The sequence below is a fragment of the Polaribacter pectinis genome, assembly GCF_014352875.1.
Lineage (GTDB): Bacteria > Bacteroidota > Bacteroidia > Flavobacteriales > Flavobacteriaceae > Polaribacter > Polaribacter pectinis.
The window spans coordinates 3,029,370-3,051,685 of the sequence record NZ_CP060695.1; the positions used below are offsets into that span (position 1 = coordinate 3,029,370).

General features: G+C 30.4%; 20 protein-coding genes. 13 read left to right on the forward strand and 7 right to left on the reverse strand.

Features of this window, described 5'->3' with window-relative positions:
- Positions 1-3: 3 nt before the first annotated feature.
- Together H9W90_RS13595 and H9W90_RS13600 are read right to left on the reverse strand one after the other, a co-directional pair.
- Positions 4-477 (reverse strand): thioredoxin family protein, encoded by a 474-nt coding sequence (locus tag H9W90_RS13595; protein ID WP_254712497.1) that lies wholly within the window; start codon positions 475-477, stop codon positions 4-6.
- On the reverse strand, positions 478-2,739 hold the full coding sequence (locus tag H9W90_RS13600) for a TonB-dependent receptor (protein ID WP_222934238.1): 2,262 nt from the start codon (positions 2,737-2,739) through the stop codon (positions 478-480).
- A 119-nt stretch (positions 2,740-2,858) separates the two neighbouring features.
- Between H9W90_RS13600 and H9W90_RS13605 the strand changes: the two genes are divergently transcribed.
- From H9W90_RS13605 to H9W90_RS13645, 9 genes are all read left to right on the forward strand, one after another.
- Positions 2,859-3,515: a metal-dependent transcriptional regulator gene (locus tag H9W90_RS13605; protein ID WP_187482126.1), complete on the forward strand. Its 657-nt coding sequence runs from the start codon at positions 2,859-2,861 to the stop codon at positions 3,513-3,515.
- On the forward strand, positions 3,512-4,348 hold the full coding sequence (locus H9W90_RS13610; protein ID WP_187482127.1) for a ZIP family metal transporter: 837 nt from the start codon (positions 3,512-3,514) through the stop codon (positions 4,346-4,348). The genes H9W90_RS13605 and H9W90_RS13610 overlap by 4 nt, the downstream gene beginning before the upstream one ends.
- Positions 4,349-4,426: 78 nt before the next feature.
- The gene (locus H9W90_RS13615; protein WP_187482128.1) at positions 4,427-7,582 is read left to right on the forward strand and encodes a UvrD-helicase domain-containing protein; all 3,156 of its coding nucleotides are present in this window, start codon (positions 4,427-4,429) and stop codon (positions 7,580-7,582) included.
- 48 nt (positions 7,583-7,630) lie between these two features.
- On the forward strand, positions 7,631-8,824 hold the full coding sequence (kbl, locus tag H9W90_RS13620; protein ID WP_187482129.1) for a glycine C-acetyltransferase: 1,194 nt from the start codon (positions 7,631-7,633) through the stop codon (positions 8,822-8,824).
- Between the two features lie 116 nt (positions 8,825-8,940).
- Complete coding sequence (locus H9W90_RS13625) at positions 8,941-10,296, forward strand: OmpA family protein (protein WP_187482130.1); 1,356 nt, start codon at positions 8,941-8,943, stop codon at positions 10,294-10,296.
- 157 nt (positions 10,297-10,453) lie between these two features.
- Positions 10,454-11,962, forward strand: coding sequence for a F0F1 ATP synthase subunit beta (gene atpD, locus H9W90_RS13630; RefSeq protein ID WP_187482131.1), 1,509 nt, complete (start codon positions 10,454-10,456; stop codon positions 11,960-11,962).
- 10 nt (positions 11,963-11,972) lie between these two features.
- Positions 11,973-12,266, forward strand: coding sequence for a FoF1 ATP synthase subunit delta/epsilon (locus H9W90_RS13635; protein ID WP_187482132.1), 294 nt, complete (start codon positions 11,973-11,975; stop codon positions 12,264-12,266).
- Positions 12,267-12,384: 118 nt separating this feature from the next.
- Entirely contained in the window at positions 12,385-12,780 is a 396-nt protein-coding gene (gene rbfA / locus H9W90_RS13640) for a 30S ribosome-binding factor RbfA (protein WP_187482133.1), read from the forward strand.
- Between the two features lie 15 nt (positions 12,781-12,795).
- Complete coding sequence (locus tag H9W90_RS13645) at positions 12,796-13,998, forward strand: ABC transporter permease (protein ID WP_187482134.1); 1,203 nt, start codon at positions 12,796-12,798, stop codon at positions 13,996-13,998.
- 2 nt (positions 13,999-14,000) lie between these two features.
- Here the strand turns inward: H9W90_RS13645 and dusB are convergent, their stop codons facing one another.
- Genes dusB through H9W90_RS13660 form a run of 3 tightly spaced genes read right to left on the reverse strand, consistent with a single transcriptional unit; the run spans position 14,001 to position 16,639 of the window.
- Positions 14,001-15,002: a tRNA dihydrouridine synthase DusB gene (gene dusB / locus H9W90_RS13650; protein WP_187482135.1), complete on the reverse strand. Its 1,002-nt coding sequence runs from the start codon at positions 15,000-15,002 to the stop codon at positions 14,001-14,003.
- Between the two features lie 6 nt (positions 15,003-15,008).
- A complete protein-coding gene (locus tag H9W90_RS13655) occupies positions 15,009-15,410 on the reverse strand; it encodes a DUF4345 domain-containing protein (protein ID WP_187482136.1) in 402 nt (133 codons plus the stop codon).
- 5 nt (positions 15,411-15,415) lie between these two features.
- Positions 15,416-16,639, reverse strand: coding sequence for a M28 family peptidase (locus tag H9W90_RS13660; protein WP_187482137.1), 1,224 nt, complete (start codon positions 16,637-16,639; stop codon positions 15,416-15,418).
- 60 nt (positions 16,640-16,699) lie between these two features.
- Between H9W90_RS13660 and H9W90_RS13665 the strand changes: the two genes are divergently transcribed.
- The 4 genes from H9W90_RS13665 to lepA all read left to right on the forward strand — a co-directional run bounded on the left by H9W90_RS13665 (position 16,700) and on the right by lepA (position 20,298).
- Positions 16,700-17,806 carry a TolB family protein gene (locus tag H9W90_RS13665; protein WP_187482138.1) on the forward strand — a complete coding sequence of 369 codons (1,107 nt, stop codon included), beginning with the start codon at positions 16,700-16,702 and terminating at the stop codon, positions 17,804-17,806.
- 3 nt (positions 17,807-17,809) lie between these two features.
- Positions 17,810-18,088, forward strand: coding sequence for an EF-hand domain-containing protein (locus tag H9W90_RS13670; RefSeq protein ID WP_187482139.1), 279 nt, complete (start codon positions 17,810-17,812; stop codon positions 18,086-18,088).
- A 27-nt stretch (positions 18,089-18,115) separates the two neighbouring features.
- A complete protein-coding gene (locus H9W90_RS13675; RefSeq protein WP_187482140.1) occupies positions 18,116-18,391 on the forward strand; it encodes an EF-hand domain-containing protein in 276 nt (91 codons plus the stop codon).
- A 110-nt stretch (positions 18,392-18,501) separates the two neighbouring features.
- Positions 18,502-20,298, forward strand: a complete 1,797-nt coding sequence (gene lepA, locus H9W90_RS13680) for a translation elongation factor 4 (protein ID WP_187482141.1) — start codon at positions 18,502-18,504, stop codon at positions 20,296-20,298.
- A 219-nt stretch (positions 20,299-20,517) separates the two neighbouring features.
- Here the strand turns inward: lepA and H9W90_RS13685 are convergent, their stop codons facing one another.
- Both H9W90_RS13685 and H9W90_RS13690 read right to left on the reverse strand, forming a co-directional pair.
- Positions 20,518-21,282 (reverse strand): LytR/AlgR family response regulator transcription factor, encoded by a 765-nt coding sequence (locus tag H9W90_RS13685; protein WP_187482142.1) that lies wholly within the window; start codon positions 21,280-21,282, stop codon positions 20,518-20,520.
- A gap of 10 nt (positions 21,283-21,292) precedes the next feature.
- Entirely contained in the window at positions 21,293-22,300 is a 1,008-nt protein-coding gene (locus H9W90_RS13690; RefSeq protein WP_187482143.1) for a sensor histidine kinase, read from the reverse strand.
- Positions 22,301-22,316: the final 16 nt, after the last annotated feature.

A 22,316-nucleotide genomic window follows, 5' to 3' on the forward strand; every position in this document is an offset into this window, starting at 1 on the left:
TATCTATAGTTTAGATAATATTTTTATCATTTTTTTGCTCTTATAATAACCAATTAGTTGAGCATTTATTTCAAAACTTGAATTTAGAATTACTGTTGTAGGATATGCAATTTTTCCATTTGAAGAAGCTAGTTCATTTGCTAATTCATGCACACCAGTATTTGTTCCAGTAGGTTTATAAACAAATTTCTTTCCTAAAAAAATAATGTCTTTTTTTTCTTCTCCATTTAATTTTATGAAATAGAATTGTTCATTTAAAAGTTGGATAATTTCTTCATTTTTAATCGTTGTTTGTTTCATTCCGAAACAAATTTTACACCAATCTGTAGTAATAAAAATAACAACAGGTTTTGGTTTTTGCTGATGAATTTTCTCAACTTCAGAAAATGTATAGACATTTAATTTGGCTTCCTTTTTTTGCGAAAAAACAGCCAAACTTCCGAAGAAAATAAGAAGAAGAAATATTTGTTTCATCATTTAAAATATAGTGTAACGTAATCCTAAAAACAGTCTAATTCCTTGGTTAGAAGCATAAACATAACTTGGGTCAAAAGTCAATGAGTTTGGATTGTTTTGTGTTGCAGTTGCTTGTCCATTTGCATCAAAAACAACGTCTTTGTCAAAAGGATCAAAAGAACGAGCAATACTGTTAGAAGCTGGTGTAAAATTTAATAGGTTTTTTACGCCTCCATACAATTCCCAGCTATTGGTAAATTTCTTTGTCACTTGAATATTTTGGATGCTAAACCAAGGCGAATTTGCATCTCTTGGATCTGTTTCACTTATTAAAGGAAGTCTCATCGGACCATAAACATTTCCGGTATAATCAATAGAAAAATTATAATTAAATTTATAGGAAATAGACCAAACTCCACTAAAACTTTCTGTTAATAATTGTCTTGTTTTTATACCATTTTCTGTTATGGAAACGTCCATTAAAGTGGCGCCTGCATTTAGTGATAAACCGTTTGTAAATGTAATATCTGTGTTTAAAGAAATTCCTTTAGAAACAGAAAATCCCTCTAAATTTGCATAAATAATTTTGTTAGGATCTGTTTCGTAATCAGGTAAAATTCTATTGTTGAAATAGGTGTAAAAAGCACTTCCATCTAAAGTAATAAACGCATTTTCTGTATTAATTTTTTTTACGTAGTTTAGGTTTGCATTCCAAGAAGTTTCTGGGTCTAATTCACCATCAAACTCCACTTCTCTTGCACCAGTTAAAGCTGCATGATCTTCTGTGAAAACATTGGCAACTCTAAAACCATTACCAACACTTGCTCTAAAAATATCTGACTTGTCTTTAGAATTCCATTTGTAATTTATTCTTGGCGAAAAAATACTTCCATGCAAACTATTATAATCCCATCTTGCTCCTAATAATAATTTATTTTGAGTGTTTAGGGCAATTTCATCTTGTATAAAAACACCTGGTAAATGCGTTGCAGAAGGTTTGTTGGTAATTCCATCTTCTTCGAAAGTGGCAAAAGTGTTATCATCATAAAAAGTATATCTGTAAGCCAAACCTAACAATAAATCGTGTTTTTGGGCAAATTTTTTGTTGTACACAAATTGTCCGAAACCAATAACTTGTTCAGCATCATAAGCATCTGTTCCATAAAAAGAATTTTGATAATGCCCATTTGCACTAAATTGAAAATTAATATTTTCTGAAGTTGGTAATTCGTAAGTTCCAAAAGTTTCCCATCTATTTGTGTAAATACTTTCGCCATATTTTATATCAGTTCCTCTAAATTTACGTTCCCAATCCATTTCTCCTCCCCATCTGTCTTCATACACATAACGTCCAGCGATGGTAAAAACTTTATTACTTTTTCTTTCAATATTTACTTTGTTAAAAATTGAAATTCTATTTTGAAGCGTTAAATCTGTAAATCCGTCTTTATTATTATCAATTCTATTCTGATAATTAAAATAATTAATTCCTAAAAGACCTTGTGTTTTTTCAGACAATTTATAACGCAAACCAATATCTGTATTCACTTCTCCCCAAGAACTCGTTAAAATATCTGTTGATAAAATTGGTGTGCTCGAAGGTTTTTTTGTGATGATATTTATAATTCCTCCAACAGCTTCAGAACCATATAAAGTAGATGCTGGCCCTTTTACAACTTCCACTCTTTCTATTAATGCTTGTGGAATTCCTGTTAAACCATAAACTGTGGAAAGCCCACTTACAATTGGCATTCCATCAATTAAAACAAACGTATATGGTCCTTCTAAACCATTAATATGAATATCGCCAGTGTTACAAACATTGCAATTTAATTGTGGTCGAACTCCGTTTACATTTTGCATCGATTCAAAAATGGAAGTTGTAGGATTTTTCTTGAAAAATGTTTTGCTGTAAACTTCAACAGGAACAGGACTTTTCGATTTTGTAACAGGTTTTAAAGTTCCGGAAATTACAATTTCTTCCAAAGAACTATTTTCGTTTAAGTTGAAGTTTTTGGTGATTTTTTCATTTCCAGAAAGTATAATTCTTGCTGATTTCGATTCAAAACCAACAGAACTTGCCACAATTGTATAGGTTCCATTTGGAATATTTTTCAACTCAAAAAAACCTTTTTCGTTAGTTGCAGTTCCTAATTTTGTATTCTTTAAATAGATGTTTACAAAAGGTAAAACTTCTCCGTTTGAAATTACTTTACCAGAAACACTATTGTTTTGAGCGTAAGTAGAGATAATTCCGAAGAAAAAAAGACAACTGATTTTAATGAAAATTTTTATCACTTTAAATAAATATTTTGACAAATATAATATTATTTTTAGACAAGACTAAAAATATATTTTCATATAAATAAAAAGTTTATATTTGTAAGACTAAATAAGTACAAATGTTTACGCTTTCGGAAGAAAATTATTTAAAAGCAATTTATCATTTACAGTTAGAGACTGATAAAGGAATTAGTACGAATGCTATTGCAGAGAAGTTACAAACAAAAGCTTCTTCTGTAACAGATATGATTAAAAAACTATCTGAGAAAAAAGTAGTGGTTTATAAGAAATATAAAGGAGTAACTTTAACTTCTTTAGGAAAGAAAACTGGCGCAAATGTTGTGAGAAAACATAGATTGTGGGAGGTTTTTTTGGTCGAAAAACTTAATTTTTCTTGGGATGAAGTACATGAAGTTGCTGAACAATTAGAGCACATAAAATCATCGAAATTAATAAATCAATTAGATTCTTTTTTGGGTTTTCCAACACACGATCCTCATGGAGATCCAATTCCAGATGAAGAAGGGAATTTAAAAACAATAGAGAAGAGTTTATTATCAACTTTAAATAAAAACGAAAGTGGAGTTTGTGTGGGTGTAGATGATTCTTCATCAGAATTTTTACAGTTTTTAGATAAAAAAAGCATCACTTTAGGAAAACAAATAACCATTTTAGAAAAAGAAGAGTTTGATAATTCTTTATCCATTTTAGTTGAAGGGAAAAAATTATCAATATCAAACAAAATAGCAAACAATTTATACATCAAAAAATCATGAGTACATTCGATCAATTAGTAGAATATGCAAAAGAAAATCCTATTTGGGCAGCATTTTATGCTTCCCTTTTTACTTGGGGTTTAACAGCTTTAGGTGCAGCTTTGGTTTTCTTTTTTAAGAAATTAAATAGAGCAGTTTTAGACGGAATGCTTGGTTTTACTGGAGGTGTAATGGTTGCTGCAAGTTTTTGGAGTTTGTTAGCGCCAGCAATAGAAAATTCTCCAGGAGAAGGTTTTGTAAAAGTTTTACCAGCTGCAATTGGTTTTGGTTTAGGAGCATTATCATTGTTTGGAATGGATAAAATTTTGCCACATTTACATATCAACTTTAAAGAAAGTGAAGCTGAAGGTGTAAAAACAGAATTACATAGATCTACATTATTAGTTTTGGCAATTACATTGCATAATATCCCAGAAGGTTTGGCGGTTGGAGTTTTATTTGGAGCAGCATCCACTTTAGTTGGAGTAGAACAGACAGAGATGATTATTGCCGCAATTTCGTTAGCAATTGGAATCGGAATTCAGAATTTTCCAGAAGGTTTTGCAGTGGCAATGCCATTAAGAAGACAAGGAGTTAGTAGATTAAAAAGTTTTTGGTACGGACAATTATCTGCAGTTGTAGAACCAATTGCAGCAGTTTTAGGTGCTTTAGCAGTATCATTTTTCACTCCGATTTTACCTTATGCTTTAGCATTTGCAGCAGGTGCAATGATTTTTGTAGTTGTAGAAGAAGTAATACCAGAAACCCAGAGAGATAAATACACAGATATTGCTACACTTGGTTTTATTGGCGGTTTTATTGTAATGATGAGTTTAGATGTTGGTTTGGGTTAATCTCAAAACAAATAAGAAATATCAAGAAAGCCAAACAGAAATGTTTGGCTTTTTGTATTTTGCAATAAAAAACAGACTGTGCATCAACCATCAACTTTTCAAGTTTATAACGCTTCTGCAGGAAGTGGAAAAACGTTCACTTTAGTTAAAGAATATTTGAAAGTTCTTTTAACTTCTGATGATATTTTTGCGTTTCAAAGAATTTTGGCAATCACATTTACCAACAAAGCTGCTGGTGAAATGAAAGAACGAGTTTTAGAGAATTTAGAGAAATTTGCTGAAGGTGAATCTACAGACATGTATTCTAAAATTCTTGAAGAAACTACTTTAGATAAAACCACAGTTAAAGAACGAAGCAAGAAAATTTTAGATGCTATTCTTCAAAATTACTCCGCTTTTTCTATTACTACTATTGATAGTTTTACGCATAAAATCATCAAAAATTTTGCCTATGATTTAGGTTTGTCTTTAAATTTTGAAGTAGAAATGGATGCAATTTCTCTTTTAAATGAAGCTGTAGATGTCTTAATTTCTAAAATAGGTACAGATAAAAAACTAACCAATCTTTTAATAGATTATTCTTTAGATAAAATAGATGATGATAAATCTTGGGATATTTCTAATGATTTAAATGATTTTGCAAGAGTTTTATTAAATGAAGATGATGTTAAACATTTTAGAAAATTAGCAAAAAAAGAGTTAGACGATTTCTATAATCTAAAAAAGAAATTACAAGCATCGAATAAAAAAATAGAGAAAGATTATAAAGTTTTAGCAGATGAAGTTTTAAAATTTATCAATGATAATGGCGTAGCAATTTCCGATTTTGGGTATGCAGGAGAATATCCAAAACATTTTCAAAAATTGGGTAAACTAAGGTTTCTAAAAAGTGAAGATTTAAAATTTGATGGTCGTTTAAATAAAACAATCGAAGAATCTAAAAACCTTTTTGCTGCAAAAACAGATGCAAATATTAAAGATACAATTGATGGAATTTCAGAAAACTTAAAAGACTATTATTACCAATCTAAAGATTTATACAACGCAACGTATTCTTTGTATTTACTGAATAAAATCACCTTGAAAAGTATCATTCCTTTAGCGGTTTTAAACAATATAAATTCAGAATTAAATACCATAAAAGAAGATAATAATATTCGTTTAAATGCAGAGTTTAATCAACTTATTTCAGACAATATAAAAGACCAACCTGCACCTTTTATTTACGAACGAATTGGGCAACGTTTTCAGAATTATTTTATTGATGAAATGCAAGATACTTCAGTTTTGCAATGGCAGAATTTAATTCCGTTAATAGACAATGCTTTGGCGCAAGAAAACAGTAAATTATTGTTAGTTGGCGATGGGAAACAAGCAATTTATAGATGGCGTGGAGGAAAAGCAGAACAGTTTATTTCTTTAGGTTCAGATAAGGAAAACCCATTCCATATAGAGAAGAAAGTTGATAATTTACCAGTTAATTTCAGAAGTTATTCAGAAGTCATCAATTTCAATAACTCTTTCTTTCAGCATGCTTCTAATTTTCTTCAAAATGAATCGTATAAGAAACTTTTTTTTGACGGAAATACACAGTTAGAGAATGCAAAAAAAGGTGGTTATGTTTCGATATCATTTTTGGATAAAGAAGAAGAAAAAGAAGATGAGAAAATAAAATATCCGAAGAAAGTTTTAGCAAAAATAAACGAGTTAAAAGATGAATTTTCTTTAAATGAAATTTGTGTTTTAACAAGAACTAAAAAAGACGGAATTGCTATTGCAGATTACTTGTCAGAAAATGGTGTTTCTATTGTTTCATCAGAAACGTTATTGCTGAATAATAACGCTAAAATCAAATTTATTGTTGCAGTTTTACAAATTATTCAGAACGCAAATGATGAAGAAAAAAGATTTGAATTTTTATACTTTTTATATCATCATTTAAAGATTGACGAACCAAAACACCAATTCTTTAAAAAACACATAAAATCTTCTAATTTTTTAATTTTTGAAGCTTTAAAATCTTATGGAGTTACTTTTGATTTTACAAACTTTCAGCAAGTTCCTTTTTATGAGAAAATTGAAGAAATAATTAGAGGATTTCAATTGGTAAATTCTTCTAATGCATATATACAATTTTTCTTGGATGTTGTTTTAGAGCAACAGAGAAAAGCAACAGATATTGGTGAGTTTTTAGAGTTTTGGGAGCTTAAAAAAGATAAATTAAGTATTGTGGCTTCAGAAAATGCAGATGCTGTTCAGATTATGACAATTCATAAATCGAAAGGTTTAGAATTTCCTGTGGTTATTTTTCCTTGTGATGTTGATGTTTACAGGCAAATCAATCCAAAAATTTGGTTTGATGATTTACCAGAAAGTTATGAATTTAAAGAGCTTTTAATTGATTATAAGAAAGATATCAGTTTTATAAACGATAGAGGTTTAGAAATTTTTAATCAACAAAGAGAAGAATTAGAATTAGATAATTTTAATTTGTTATACGTAGCATTAACAAGAGCTGTAGAGCAATTACATGTTGTTACAGAAAAGAAAATATCAGCAAAAGGTTTTGAGAATCTAAATCATTATTCTGGGATTTTCATCAATTATTTAAAGGAAATTAATCGTTGGCAAGATGATGTTTTGGAATATTCCTTCGGAAATAAAAATAAAATAATTGTAGAAAAGAAGAAGAAAAAAGAAAAGATTATAACAGAAATTCATGAGAAATTTATCTCTACACCTTGGCAAGAACACAATATTGTCTTATTGGCAAGTGCTTCCAAATTATGGAATACAACTCAAGGAGAAGCCATTGATTTTGGGAATTTATTTCATGAAATATTATCAAAAATAACCACTTCAAATGATGTTGGTTATGTTGTAAATCAATATCATCACCAAGGTTTTATTGATGAAGTTCAGATGAATTCTATAAAAACTACAATTAGTGAGGTTGTATATCATCCAAAGTTAAAAGATTATTTTTCTGAAGAAGTTACTGTTTTTAATGAAAGAGAGATTGTAGATGTAGATAATCAGATAATAATTCCAGATAGATTGGTTTTTAATGATAATAACGAAGTTACTATTATCGATTATAAAACGGGTAATGCCTCAAACGAACATCATCAACAATTATTAAAATATGAAAGAGTATTAAAATCGATGGATTTTAAAGTTGATAAAAAAATACTTATTTACATGAATGATAAAATTGATGTTGTTGAAGTATAAGCAAAGAAAATAAACTTTGTAACTTTGTATTTCTTAAATCAATAAAAAATGTACGAAAAAATTAAGGATACTTTAAATAAAGAGCTTCAAGAAATTAAAGATGCAGGTTTGTACAAGTCTGAAAGAATCATCACATCTTCACAAGATGCAGTAATAAAAATTTCTACTGGTGAGGAAGTAATTAACTTTTGTGCGAATAATTACTTGGGACTATCTAATAATCCAGAGGTTATTCAGGCAGCAAAAGATACAATGGATACACATGGTTTTGGAATGTCTTCAGTGCGTTTTATTTGTGGGACTCAAGATATTCATAAACAATTAGAAAAAAAGATTGCCGATTTTTATACAGCAGAAGATACCATTTTATATGCTGCAGCTTTTGACGCAAATGGTGGAGTTTTCGAACCATTATTAACAAAAGAAGATGCAATTATTTCAGATAGCTTAAATCATGCTTCTATTATTGATGGTGTTCGTTTATGTAAAGCAGCCCGTTATCGTTATAATAACAATGATATGAGTTCTTTAGAAGAACAATTGATTGAGGCTGATAAACAAAATCATCGTTTTAAAATTATAGTAACTGATGGCGTTTTTTCTATGGACGGAATTGTAGCCAAGTTAGATGAAATTTGCGATTTAGCAGATAAGTATGATGCTTTGGTTATGGTTGATGAATGTCACGCCACAGGTTTTATAGGTAAAACCGGAAGAGGTACTGTTGAGTTAAAGAATGTAATGGATAGAGTAGATATCGTTACAGGAACTTTAGGAAAAGCTCTTGGAGGTGCAATGGGAGGTTACACAACTGGTAAAAAAGAAATTATTGAAATTTTACGTCAACGCTCAAGACCTTATTTGTTTTCTAATTCTTTGGCACCAGCTATTGTAGGAGCATCCTTAAAAGTATTTGATTTAATTTCTAATAATACCACTCTACGAGATAAATTAGAATGGAATACAAATTATTTTAGAACAGAAATGGAAAAAGCTGGTTTTGATTTAGTTGGAGCAGATGCTGCAATTGTTCCAGTTATGTTATATGACGCAAAACTTTCTCAAACAATGGCAAATGAACTTTTAAAAGAAGGTATTTACGTAATAGGGTTCTTTTTTCCAGTGGTTCCAAAAGAAAAAGCAAGAATACGTGTACAATTATCAGCAGCACATACAAAAGAACATTTAGATAAAGCAATATCAGCATTTAAAGTAACTGGAAAAAAGCTTAATGTTATTTAGAATATTAAAAAAAACTTGAAATATTAGTAATATTTTGTAGATTTGTCTTTGTAGATAAGTTTTAACAACTTACTTTTGCATTTAAAATAACGAACTTTTAATTTAAAAATTTGATAATGAAACGATTAAAATTAGCTGTGATAGCTTTGTTTACGTTGGTAGCAGTTAGCAACGTAAACGCACAAGATGAGAACAACCCATGGGCTGTAGGTTTTGGTGTAAATGTTGTAGATTTTTACAACGGAGATAACTTTACTGACCAGATTAAAGATTTATTAGGAAATTCAGATTGGAATATTATTCCTTCAATTTCAAGAATTTCTGGAGAGAAATACCTTGACAAAGGATTTTCTTTACAATTAGCAGGGTCTTTAAATAAGATTGAAACTCTTAATACTAAAGATGATTCAGATTTTTTATACTGGGCTGTTGATGCGGTTGTAAAGTATGATTTAAATAATTTAATTGGAGACACTTCATGGTTTGATCCTTTTGTTTATTTAGGTGGGGGGTATACATCTGTAGACTCTAAAGGTGAAGGTATGTTGAATGGAGGTGTTGGGTTCAATACTTGGTTTAATGATAACTTAGGGTTAAGTTTTCAAACAGGGACAAAAAAAGGTTTTTCTGATAATGTTAAGTCACATTACCAATCTTCTTTAGGTTTAGTAATCAAATTTGGAGGTAAAGATACTGATGGAGACGGAGTATATGATAAAGATGATGCTTGTCCAGACGTAGCAGGTTTAAAAGAATTTAACGGTTGTCCTGATGCTGATGGCGATGGAATCAAAGATTCTGATGATGCTTGTCCTAATGTTGCTGGTTTAGCTGCTATGAATGGTTGTCCAGATGCTGATGGAGATGGAGTTGCTGACAAAGATGATATGTGTCCTAACTCTAAAGGAACAAAAGCTAATAAAGGTTGTCCTGATACTGACGGTGATGGAGTTGTAGATAAAGACGATAAATGTGCTTCTGTTGCAGGACCAGCTGCTAATGGTGGTTGTCCTTGGCCAGATACTGATGGTGATGGAGTTTTAGATAAAGATGATAAATGTGTATCTGTTGCAGGTCCAGCATCTAACAATGGATGTCCAGAACCTACAATTACTAAAGAAGCTACAGATGTAATTGCTTTTACAGCGAAGTCTATATTATTTAACAGTGGAAGAGCTTCATTTAAACCAGGAGTTTCTAAACAATTAGATGCTATTGTATCTGTAATGAACAAGTATCCAAAAGCTACATTTGCAATTGGAGGTCATACTGATAGTTCAGGACCAGCTGCTAACAACTTAAGATTATCTGAAAAAAGAGCAATTGCTGTTAGAGATTATCTAGTAAGAAAAGGAGTTGATGCTACAAGATTAGAAGCAAAAGGATTTGGAGAAGGATTCCCAGTAGATTCTAATAAAACTAGAGCTGGAATGGCTAACAACAGAAGAGTTGAAATTAAAGTAACTAACTAGTTAGTTAGTTCTTAAATACATATTAAAAGCCTCATCATATTGATGAGGCTTTTTTTATTAAAAAACTTTTTTAATTACAATCAAAAGAATTACCTTTGCATCCTGAAAATGAGGGGTAAATCTCATAATAAAATAAATAACTTTAATTAGATACAAAATGTCTACAACAACAGGTAAAGTTTCTCAAATTATTGGACCAGTAATTGATGTTGAATTCAATACAGAAAACGAGCTTCCTAAAATCTATGATTCTTTAGAAATTAAAAAAGCGGATGGTTCTATTTTAGTATTAGAAGTACAGCAACATATTGGTGAAGATACAGTAAGAACCATATCTATGGATGCTACTGATGGTTTAAGTAGAGGAGTAGAAGTTACTGCAACAGGTAACCCAATACAAATGCCAATTGGAAATGATATTTATGGACGTTTATTCAACGTTACAGGTGATGCAATTGATGGTTTAGGTAATTTGAAAAAAGAAGGTAAAGATGGTTTACCAATACACAGATCAGCACCTAAATTTGAAGATTTATCTGTTTCAACAGAAGTTTTATTTACAGGGATTAAAGTAATCGATTTAATTGAGCCTTATGCAAAAGGAGGTAAAATTGGATTATTTGGTGGAGCAGGAGTAGGGAAAACTGTATTAATTCAAGAGCTTATTAACAATATTGCAAAAGGACATGGTGGATTATCAGTTTTTGCAGGAGTTGGAGAAAGAACTCGTGAAGGAAATGATTTACTTCGTGAAATGTTAGAGTCTGGAATTATAAAATACGGAGACGATTTTATGCATTCTATGGAAGAAGGAGGATGGGATTTATCTAAAGTAGATAAAGCTGGAATGAAAGACTCTAAAGCAACCTTCGTATTCGGACAAATGAACGAGCCACCTGGAGCACGTGCAAGAGTTGCATTATCTGGGTTAACTATAGCAGAATATTTTAGAGATGGAGCTGGTGAAGCACAAGGAAAAGATGTACTTTTCTTCGTAGATAATATTTTCCGTTTTACACAAGCAGGTTCAGAAGTTTCTGCACTTTTAGGTCGTATGCCTTCCGCAGTAGGTTATCAACCAACCCTAGCAACAGAGATGGGTGCAATGCAAGAGCGTATTACATCAACTAAAAAAGGTTCTATTACATCTGTACAGGCCGTATATGTACCTGCAGATGATTTAACAGATCCAGCACCAGCAACTACATTTGCGCATTTAGATGCTACAACAGTATTGTCTCGTAAAATTGCTGAGTTAGGTATTTATCCTGCAGTAGATCCATTAGATTCTACTTCAAGAATTTTATCAGCAGAAATTTTAGGTGATGAACATTATAATACAGCAACAGCAGTAAAAGAAATTTTACAACGTTATAAAGAATTACAAGATATTATTGCCATTTTAGGAATGGAAGAACTATCTGAAGAAGATAAATTAGTAGTTCACAGAGCAAGACGTGTACAACGTTTCTTATCTCAACCTTTCCACGTAGCTGAACAATTTACTGGTATACCAGGAGTTTTAGTAGATATTAAAGACACTATTAAAGGATTTAATATGATTATGGATGGTGAGTTAGATAAATATCCTGAGGCAGCATTTAACTTAAGAGGATCTATTCAAGATGCTATTGATGCAGGAGAAAAAATGTTAGCTGAGGCTTAAAATAGAAATTATGTTTTTAGAAATTGTAACACCAGAAGCTATTTTATTTTCTTCAGAAGTTGATTCGTTATCAGTTCCTGGAATAAATGGAGAGTTTCAAATGATGAATAATCACGCTCCAATAGTTTCAATTTTAAAGGAAGGAACAGTTAAAGTTCATGTGCATACACAAGAGCATTTAGAATTAAATGTTTTAAATGGACTACTAGTTCCTCATGTAGATGATGATAAAGTTTTAACTTTAGCAATAAAATCTGGAACTTTAGAATTAAACGACAATAAAGCAATTATTTTAGCAGATTAAATTTCTAAAATAATCTATCATATAAAAATCTCAAAGTGTTTATATACTTTGAGATTTTTTATATTTTGAAAGGTATCTAAATAAAAATCACTCTTTAAAAATATTGTAAATTTGCATTATGGAAGAAACTAATAGACAAAGAAAAATTGCAGGAGTATTGCAAAAAGATTTAGTAGATGTGTTGCAAAAAGCAGCACAAGATGGAATGAAGGGAATTATTATTTCTGTTTCTAAAGTTCATGTAACTTCAGATTTAGGTGTTGCTAAAGTATATTTAAGTATTTTTCCTTCAGAAAAAAGAGATGAATTGATTAAAGGAGTGCAATCAAACACACCGTTAATTAGACATGAAATGGCAAAACGTACTCGAAATCAACTTCGAAGAATGCCAGAATTGTTGTTTTATGGTGATGATACTTTAGATTATATTGAAGAAATTGATAAATCTTTAAAAGGAGAAGATGAGAACCCTATTAAAAATCCAACTGTCTTACCAAGACGCCAAAAGAAATAATTTCAGACTTCTTATTTGAGCTTTCCTTATTACATAGCAAAAAGATATTTATTTACAAAAACTAGTAATAATGCTATAAACATTATTACTATAATAGCTTCATTTGGGGTTATTGTTGGTTCTTTAGCGCTATTTGTAATATTGTCTGGTTTCTCTGGTTTACGAACTTTTAGTTATAGTTTATTGGATGTTTCAGACCCCGATATCAAAATAACTTCAGTAAAAGGAAAATCTTTTTTTTATTCTGATGATATTAAGAACACTTTAAAAAGCAATTCTAATATAAAAATAAGTTCTAAAATTATAGAAGAACGAGTTTTTTTAGAATATAATGATAAAAATGAAATCGCTTACATAAAAGGAGTTGAAGCCAATTATGCTTCAATAACTCAAATAGATTCTGCTATTTCTGTGGGTAATTGGTTGGACCAAGAATTCTCTAATACAGCTGTTATTGGTAGGGGAATTTCCAATAAATTGTCATTAGGTATCTTCAATTTTGGAGAACCACTTTCTATTATGATTCCCAAACCTGGTACAGGTTTTATCAATCCTAATAATGCTTTTTATAAAACCAATGTACAAATTGTTGGTTTGTATTCTGGAACCGAAGAATTCGAAAGTAAATTTGTTTTTATTGATATCGAACAAGCCAGAGAATTACTCCGATTTAAAGAAAATCAGATAACTGGTATTGAATTAAAGTTAATAGATAATACCAACGTAGATAATATTTCAGAAGCAATTCAACAACAATTAGGTAGTGACTATAAAGTACAAACCAAAGAACAATTAAATGAGGTTTTTTATAAAGTAATAAATACTGAAAATTTTGTCTCCTATTTAATCTTTACATTAATCGTTATTATTGCATTATTTAACGTAATTGGCGCAATAATTATGATGATTATTGATAAAAAACAAAACTTAAAAACACTTTTCAATTTAGGAACATCCATTAAAGAAATTAAGAAAATATTTATTCTTCAAGGTTTCTTACTAACCTTTTTTGGGATGTGTATAGGTTTATTTCTGGGGATTATTTTAGTATTTCTTCAGAAGAAATTCAGTTTATTTATGATTGTGCCAAACCTGGCTTACCCCGTTGAATTTAGATTTACAAATTTATTAATCGTGTTTTCTACGATAACAATTTTAGGTTTTATTGCAGCTAAAATTGCAAGTAGTAGAATTTCTAAAGATTTTATCGAGAAGTAAAATTATTCATATTCAGGAATAATCATATTCCCAAATTTTGCCTCAACTTCATCAAAAGCAGCAAAAACATCTTTAGCGTCGTCGGAAGTTACCATTTTCATTCTATATTCTTTAAAATGCGGAATTCCTTTAAAGTAATTGGTATAATGTCTTCTTGTTTCAAAAACTCCTAAAACAGGGCCTTTCCAATCAATTGCCATTTGCAAATGTCTTCTCGCCATTTCTACACGTTGCGCAATCGTAGGTTTCGCTAAATGTTTTCCGGTTTTAAAATAGTGTTTCACTTCATTAAAAAACCAAGGATAACCAATAGAAGCTCTACCAATCATAGCACCATCTAAACCATAAGAATCTCGCATTTCCATTGCTTTTTCTGGTGAAGTAATATCTCCATTTCCAAAAACAGGAATGTGCATTCTTTGGTTATTTTTTACATCTGCAATAGGTTTCCAATCTGCATCTCCTTTATACATTTGGGCACGCGTTCTTCCATGAATAGAAATTGCTTTACAACCAACATCTTGCAAACGTTCCGCAACTTCTACAATTCTTATAGAATCATGATCCCAGCCCAAGCGTGTTTTAACTGTAATAGGTAAATTAGTGTGTTTTACCATGGCTTCTGTTAGTGAAACCATTAAATCTATGTCTTTTAAAATTCCTGCACCAGCGCCTTTAGAAACCACTTTTTTAACAGGACAACCAAAATTGATATCAATAATATCTGGATTTGATTTTTCAACAATTTCGACCGTTTTTAACATCGAATCTAAATTGGCACCAAAAATCTGAATTCCAACAGGACGTTCTTTTTCATAAATGTCTAATTTCATAACACTTTTTGCAGCGTCTCTAATTAAACCTTCAGAAGAAATAAATTCTGTATACACAATATCAGCCCCATTTTCTTTGCACAAAGCTCTAAATGGAGGATCTGAAACATCTTCCATTGGTGCTAATAAAAGTGGGAAATCGGGTAATTCTATGTTGCCTATTTTTACCAAAACTGATTATTTTTTTGCAAAATTAGTGTTTTTATTTGTCAGAACCCAAATTCCGTAGAAACCTAAAAAGAGTTCTGCAAAAGTTCCGAATATATAACCGAAAGTTGGAGTTCCATCTAAAACAATACTTAAGATTCTACCAGAACCAAGACCAATCATAAAAATGATGTTTGTAAGAATGGAAATTTTTAAATAATTATTTTTAAAAATACCTAAAAGCCAAAGTGTAGAAAAACCAAGATATAAACCCATAATTGCTTTAAAGAAATTATGTTCGTCTATGGTTTGTAGCTGAATATCAAATTTTAAAGAAGGATTAAATCCGTAGACAAAAGAAACAGGAATTACAATACAAACAGAAATAATCAAATGTATTTTATTGATGAAATCTTGTTTCGTTTTGAACATTAATTCTAAAAATTAATTTCTTTTTCAACTTCAGTATTACCTCTTTTTACAATAACTTTCGTTGTATTTCCTTTTTCGAAAACTGATAAAGCGCGCATGTAACTCATCATATTTGTAACTGCACTATCGCCAAGTTTAATAACAATATCACCTTTTTGTAAACCTGCTTTTTGTGCAGGTTTGTCTTCGGAAATTCCATCAATTCGCATTCCTTTTCCATCGAACATATAATCTGGAATTACCCCCAAACCAACTTTAAAACGAGGAGAATCTTCACTTTCATTTTTAGTTTTTCTGAAAGCCAATTTTCCATTATCATCTAAATCTGTAATTAAATTAAAAATATAATCAGAAATTAAATACATGCCATCGTAATTCAGTTTTTCTGAATCGTCTTCAGGTTTGTGATAATCTTCATGCTGACCCGTAAAAAAATGCAACACAGGTATATCTGCCAAATAAAAACTTGTATGGTCACTTGGTCCAACACCAGATTCTTGCTGAATCAATTTAAAATTATCGTTATGAGATTTTAAAATTTGTTTAAAAATTGGCGAAGTCCCTGTCCCATAAACTGCCAAAGCAGAATCTTTTTTCAAACGACCAACCATATCCATATTTATCATATAAGATACTTTTTTGGTATTGATTGTAGGATTCTTAACAAAATAATTAGAACCTAAAAGCCCCATTTCTTCCCCAGAAAAAGCCATAAACAAATAATTATTATTGGTGTTTTTCTTTTTCAATTTAGAAGCTAAATTTAGCATAATTGCAACACCAGAAGCATTATCATCTGCGCCATTATGAACTGCTTTTATAGAATCTCTGTATAAAGAACCTTCGCCACCAAAACCTAAATGGTCATAATGAGCGCCAACAATTACTGTGTTTTCTGCTTTGTTATCAATAAAACCTAAAATATTGTTTCCAGTTATTGTTCCATCGCCATTTACATCAAATTTCACTTCGTCATGCGGATTCATTTTTGGTTTAAATGTAAAAGGTTGTAAATATTCTTGTGTTCCTTTAGATTGTAAACTCAATTCTTTAAAACGTTCAGCAATATATTTAGCGGCTTTTTTTTCGCCTTCAGTACCAGTTTGTCTTCCTTCTAATTCATCCGAAGCTAAAAAAGTTACATCTTCTTTAATTCGATTTACTTGGTTTATTTCTGGTTTACAAGAAATTAAAAACGACAAAAAGATTAGAAATTGAATGTTTCTCATGGTGATAAATATTATTTTTGTAAAATTAGAGAATTATTATCACTTATTGAATTCAATAAAATGAAATTTAGAATACTATATATCCTTGTTTTTGCACTTACAGTATCAGCTTGTAAAAACAATAAAAAGGAAAATGCAGATGCAAAATCAGGCGAAACAAAAAAATGGGAAGGTGGTTTAATCTACCCAGAAGAAGTGCATTTTAAAACGATGCAACAAATTACGTTTGGTGGCGATAACGCAGAAGCTTATTGGAGTTTTAATGATAAACAAATTATTTTTCAATCGAATAATAAAAATTGGGGTGTTAATTGCGATCAAATGTTTTTAATGAATGTTGGCGAAACTTTTAAAGACTCTATTCCACCAATGATTTCTACAGGTTTAGGAAGAACAACTTGTGCGTATTTCTTGCCAGATAATAAAAGTTACGTGTATGGTTCTACACATTTAGGAGGAAAAGAATGTCCTCCATCTCCATTAAGAAGAGAAGGAAAATATGTATGGCCAATTTATGAAAGCTACGATATTTTTGTGGCAGATTTAAAAGGAAATATTACCAAACAATTAACTACAGAACCTGGTTACGATGCAGAAGCAACTGTTTCTCCTAAAGGAGATAAAATTGTTTTTACATCGATGAGAACAGGAGATTTAGAATTGTTTACAATGAATATTGATGGTTCTGATGTAAAACAAATTACAGACCAATTAGGATATGATGGAGGTGCGTTTTTCTCGCCAGATGGAACAAAATTGATTTTCCGTTCTTCAAGACCAAAAACTGAAGAAGCAATTAAAGAATATCAAGATTTATTGAAAGAAGGTTTGGTACAACCAACAGAAATGGAGCTTTATATTTGTAATGCAGATGGTTCAGAATTACGTCAATTAACAGATTTAGGAAATGCGAATTGGAGTCCGTTTTTTCATCCTTCAGGAAAAAAGATTTTATTTTCATCTAATTTTGAAGCAGAAAGAGGATTTCCTTTCAATTTATATATGATAGATTTAGATGGTAAAAACTTGGAAAGAGTTACTCATGGAGAAACTTTTGATGCTTTTCCAGTTTTTTCTAACGATGGTAAAAAACTAATTTTTTCATCAAATAGAAATAATGGAGGAGGTCATGATACCAACTTATTTATTGCAGAATGGCAAGATTAATTTATGGCTTGGACTAAAGAAAAAATCTTAATAAATATAGAAAGTTTAATGAGAAGCAAGTTCTCTGAACCAAGAGAAGCTTTCGATTATTATGATGAAGATAAAGATGGAAAACTAACAAAAGCAGATTTTAAAATTTTATTAAAAGAAGCCAAAGTAAGTTCTTTAATTAGAGGTTTAGTCGCCGAATTTATGATGCAAAGTTTCGACGCTAATAAAGATGGTTTGGTAAGTTGGGCAGAGTTTCAAGCTGCAATAAAAGAATCGGGAATAAAAAAATAGGTTTCTAACTTTAAAAAATAAATAAACATGGGAGCAAAAGAAAAAATATTACAAGACATACATTCTTTAATGACAGAAAAGTTTACAAACGCTGAAGAAGCTTTTACTTTTTTTGATAAAGACCAAGATGGAAAATTAAATAGAAGTGAAGTAAAAGATTTGTTAAAAGAAGCTGGAGTTGGAGGGTTAATTAGAGGTTTGGTTGCTGGAGAAATGATTAAGGGGTATGATAAATCTGGTGATGACACTATTAGTAAAGAAGAATTTAAAGTAGCTATTGCAGAGTTAGAAAGAGACTTTTAAAATAATATAAAACCGCAAAAAAGTACAATGAATTTCATTGTACTTTTTTTATTTGAGAAGGTTTGTAAATAGCATATCTTTGCGAGTTGAACGCAGTTAGAAAACGAAGTATGAAGAACATAAGAAACTTTTGCATTATTGCTCATATTGACCATGGTAAAAGTACATTGGCAGATAGATTATTAGATTTTACAGGTTCTGTAACTTCTCGTGAAAAAAAGGAGCAGTTATTAGATTCTATGGATTTAGAGCGCGAACGTGGAATTACCATAAAATCGCACGCAATTCAAATGGATTATACGCATAATGGCGAACAATATATTTTGAATTTAATTGACACGCCAGGTCACGTAGATTTCTCTTACGAAGTTTCTCGTTCAATTGCAGCTTGTGAAGGCGCTTTACTAATTGTAGATGCTGCACAAAGTATACAAGCTCAAACAATTTCTAATTTATACTTGGCTTTAGAGAACGATTTAGAAATTATTCCCGTTTTAAATAAAGTAGATTTACCTTCCGCAAATCCGGAAGAAGTAACAGACGATATTGTAGATTTATTAGGTTGCGACCCAGGAGAAGTTATCCACGCAAGTGGGAAAACAGGTTTTGGAGTAGACAATATTTTAGAAGCAATTATCAGTAGAATTCCTGCTCCAAAAGGAGATCCAGATGCACCTTTACAAGCACTAATTTTCGATTCTGTGTATAATTCTTATAGAGGAATTGAAACGTATTTTAGAGTTTTTAATGGTGAAATAAAAAAAGGACAAGAAATTAAATTCGTTGCAACAGGTAAAAATTATTTTGCAGATGAAGTTGGTACTTTAAAACTAAATCAAGTTGTAAAAAAATCTGTAAAAACAGGTGATGTTGGGTATTTAATTACAGGAATTAAAACAGCAAAAGAAGTAAAAGTAGGAGATACCATAACAGATTTTGCAAAACCAACCCAAGAAATTATTGAAGGCTTCGAAGATGTAAAACCAATGGTTTTCGCAGGAATTTATCCTGTAGATACAGAAGATTATGAAGAATTGCGTAGTTCTATGGAAAAATTGCAGTTAAACGATGCTTCTTTGGTATTTCAACCAGAAAGTTCTGCAGCTTTAGGTTTTGGTTTCAGGTGTGGTTTCTTAGGAATGTTACACATGGAAATTATACAAGAACGTTTAGAGCGTGAGTTTAATATGACAGTTATTACTACTGTTCCCAACGTATCTTACCACGCTTACACAAAGAAAAATCCAGATGAAATTATCATCTTAAATAATCCAACAGATTTACCAGATCCATCAAGATTAGATAGAGTAGAAGAGCCATTTATTAAAGCAAGTATTATTACAAAGTCCGATTTTGTGGGACAAGTAATGAGTTTATGTATTGAAAAACGTGGACAAATTATCAACCAAACCTATTTAACAACGCAAAGAGTTGAGCTAATTTTCGAAATGCCTTTGGCAGAAATTGTATTCGATTTTTACGACCGTTTAAAAACCGTTTCTAAAGGGTATGCATCTTTCGATTATCATCCAATTGGTATGAAAGAATCGAAATTGGTAAGAGTAGATATTTTGTTAAATGCACAACCTGTAGATGCGCTTTCAGCACTTTTACATGCTGATAATGCCTACACAATTGGTAAGAAAATTGTTGAGAAATTAAAGCAATTAATTCCAAGACAACAGTTCGATATTCCTATTCAGGCAGCAATTGGAGCAAAAATTATTGCGCGTGAAACTACAAAAGCTTTGCGTAAAGATGTTACTGCAAAATGTTATGGAGGAGATATTTCTAGAAAACGTAAATTGTTAGAAAAGCAGAAAAAAGGTAAGAAAAGAATGCGTCAAGTTGGTAATGTAGAAATTCCGCAAGAAGCATTTATGGCGGTTTTAAAATTGAACGATTAATCTCTTTTAGAATAGAGAAACAACATAAAAGAATAAAGACACAAACCTTTTTGAGAAATCAAGAAGGTTTTTTATTTGAAGCTATTTCCAGCTTTCACTACTCGCTTTTTTTATTCTAAAAAGAATAAAAAAGAGCTCAAACAAACCGTTCAATCTGGGCTAAACTTGTTTGCTGGTTTATTGTTATTCCCGACTTTGAATGAATGACAGAAGCTTCGTTTAACTCTCCAACCACTTCCTAAAATCAGACGTTGTAGAAGAGCTCGTCATTACTTTTTCTTTGTGGTTTTTTATAGAAATTAGCAACCTATTCTTAAAATGACTTTCGATATTTTCTATAAAATCGATGTTTACAATTTCACTTCTATTAATTTTAAAAAACTTTTTCGGATTTAATTGCTGATAAATACTTCCCAAATTTTGAGAAATTGTATGTCGTTTTCCAAGATTATCAATCACCAAACAAAAATCTCCAGAAGCTGTAATTAAAGCAATATCTGTGGCATTTAATAATTGAATTCCAGATGCTTTTTTAATAACAAATCGTTTTTTATAAGTGGTGTTTTCTTGTTGCAAAGCAGATTTTAAAGCATCAATTGTATTTGAGTCTAATGAGTTATAATCTCCCTTTTTAAATAAAGATTCATATTTATTGATTGCTTTATCAAAATCATCTTGCGAATATGGTTTTAAAATATATGCAATTCCGTTTGTGTTAAAAGCTTGGAATAAATATTCATCATGTGCAGAACAAAAAATAATGGGAGCTTCAATTTTTATTTTATCAAACAAATCAAAAGAAAGTCCATCTAAAAGCTGAATATCAGATAAAATAAAATCGTAGGTATTTTCTTTTAGGAATTTTTCTCCATCAACAATTGTTCTTGCCCAATCGTGTGTAATTTTTATATCAAAAAAACTGTCTAAACATTTTGTTAGTTTTTGATATGCAGGAATTTCGTCTTCTAAAATTAAAATATTCATCTCTTCAATTTTATTCACTTAAAGTAATAACAGGAATAAAAACTTCAAACTTTTTATCCATATCATGTATTTGAATTTGCTCATCTGAAAGCAACTTGTAACGTGCTTTTAAATTTTCTAAACCTGTTCCAAAAGATTCCTGTTTGGAAACAACATCAGATTTTGAGTTTGTAATAATCAACCAACCATCATTAATTAGAATAGTTGTTTTTATAGGAGTTTTTCCATCAGATTTATTGTGTTTTACTACGTTTTCTAACAAAGCTTGTATTGCACCAGTTGGAATAAATTTATCTTTAATAGACGTGTTTTCTACAATTTTAAATTCGTAATCGTTACCAAATCTAGTTTTTATCAGAAAAATATAATTTTCAGCAAAATTAATTTCTTTGGAAAGTTCCATAACTTCTGCGTCTTTCGTCTGAATTAAATATCTGTAAATTAAAGAAAGTCTATTAATATATTCTTTTGCTTTTGTAGGATTGCTATCAATTAAAGCATCTAAAGTATTTAAATTATTAAACAAAAAATGAGGATCTATTTGAGATCGCAACAATTTTAATTCATTCTCTTTTTGTTCTCTTTGAATAGTTACTAATTCTTGTTGACCTTCATAAAATTTCTTGATTAACAAAATACCCAAAGGTAAGCCTACCATGTCAGCAGCGTTGTACAAGCCACCAATTAGAAAAGACAATCTTTCAGTAATTGTGCTTAAAGATTTCCCTGCGCTTAATCTTCCAACAGCATTATCTAGAGAACCAACAATAATTAATAGTAACAAGCTGGAAATTAAAAAAAGCACATAGTTTTTGCGTTTTACTAAAAACTCTGGAACAATTTTTCGAATAAAAACTAAAATTATAAATATTGATAAAATTGTAGAGGTTGGAAAATCAATTAAATATTCAATCAATTGATTTCCTTCTCTGTAATAATCATAGGAATTTAGTAAAATATTAGTTCCAAAAATAATGGCCAATATTATCCAATCAGATTTATTTAACTTGGTATTCATTTATATAAAAAATGTA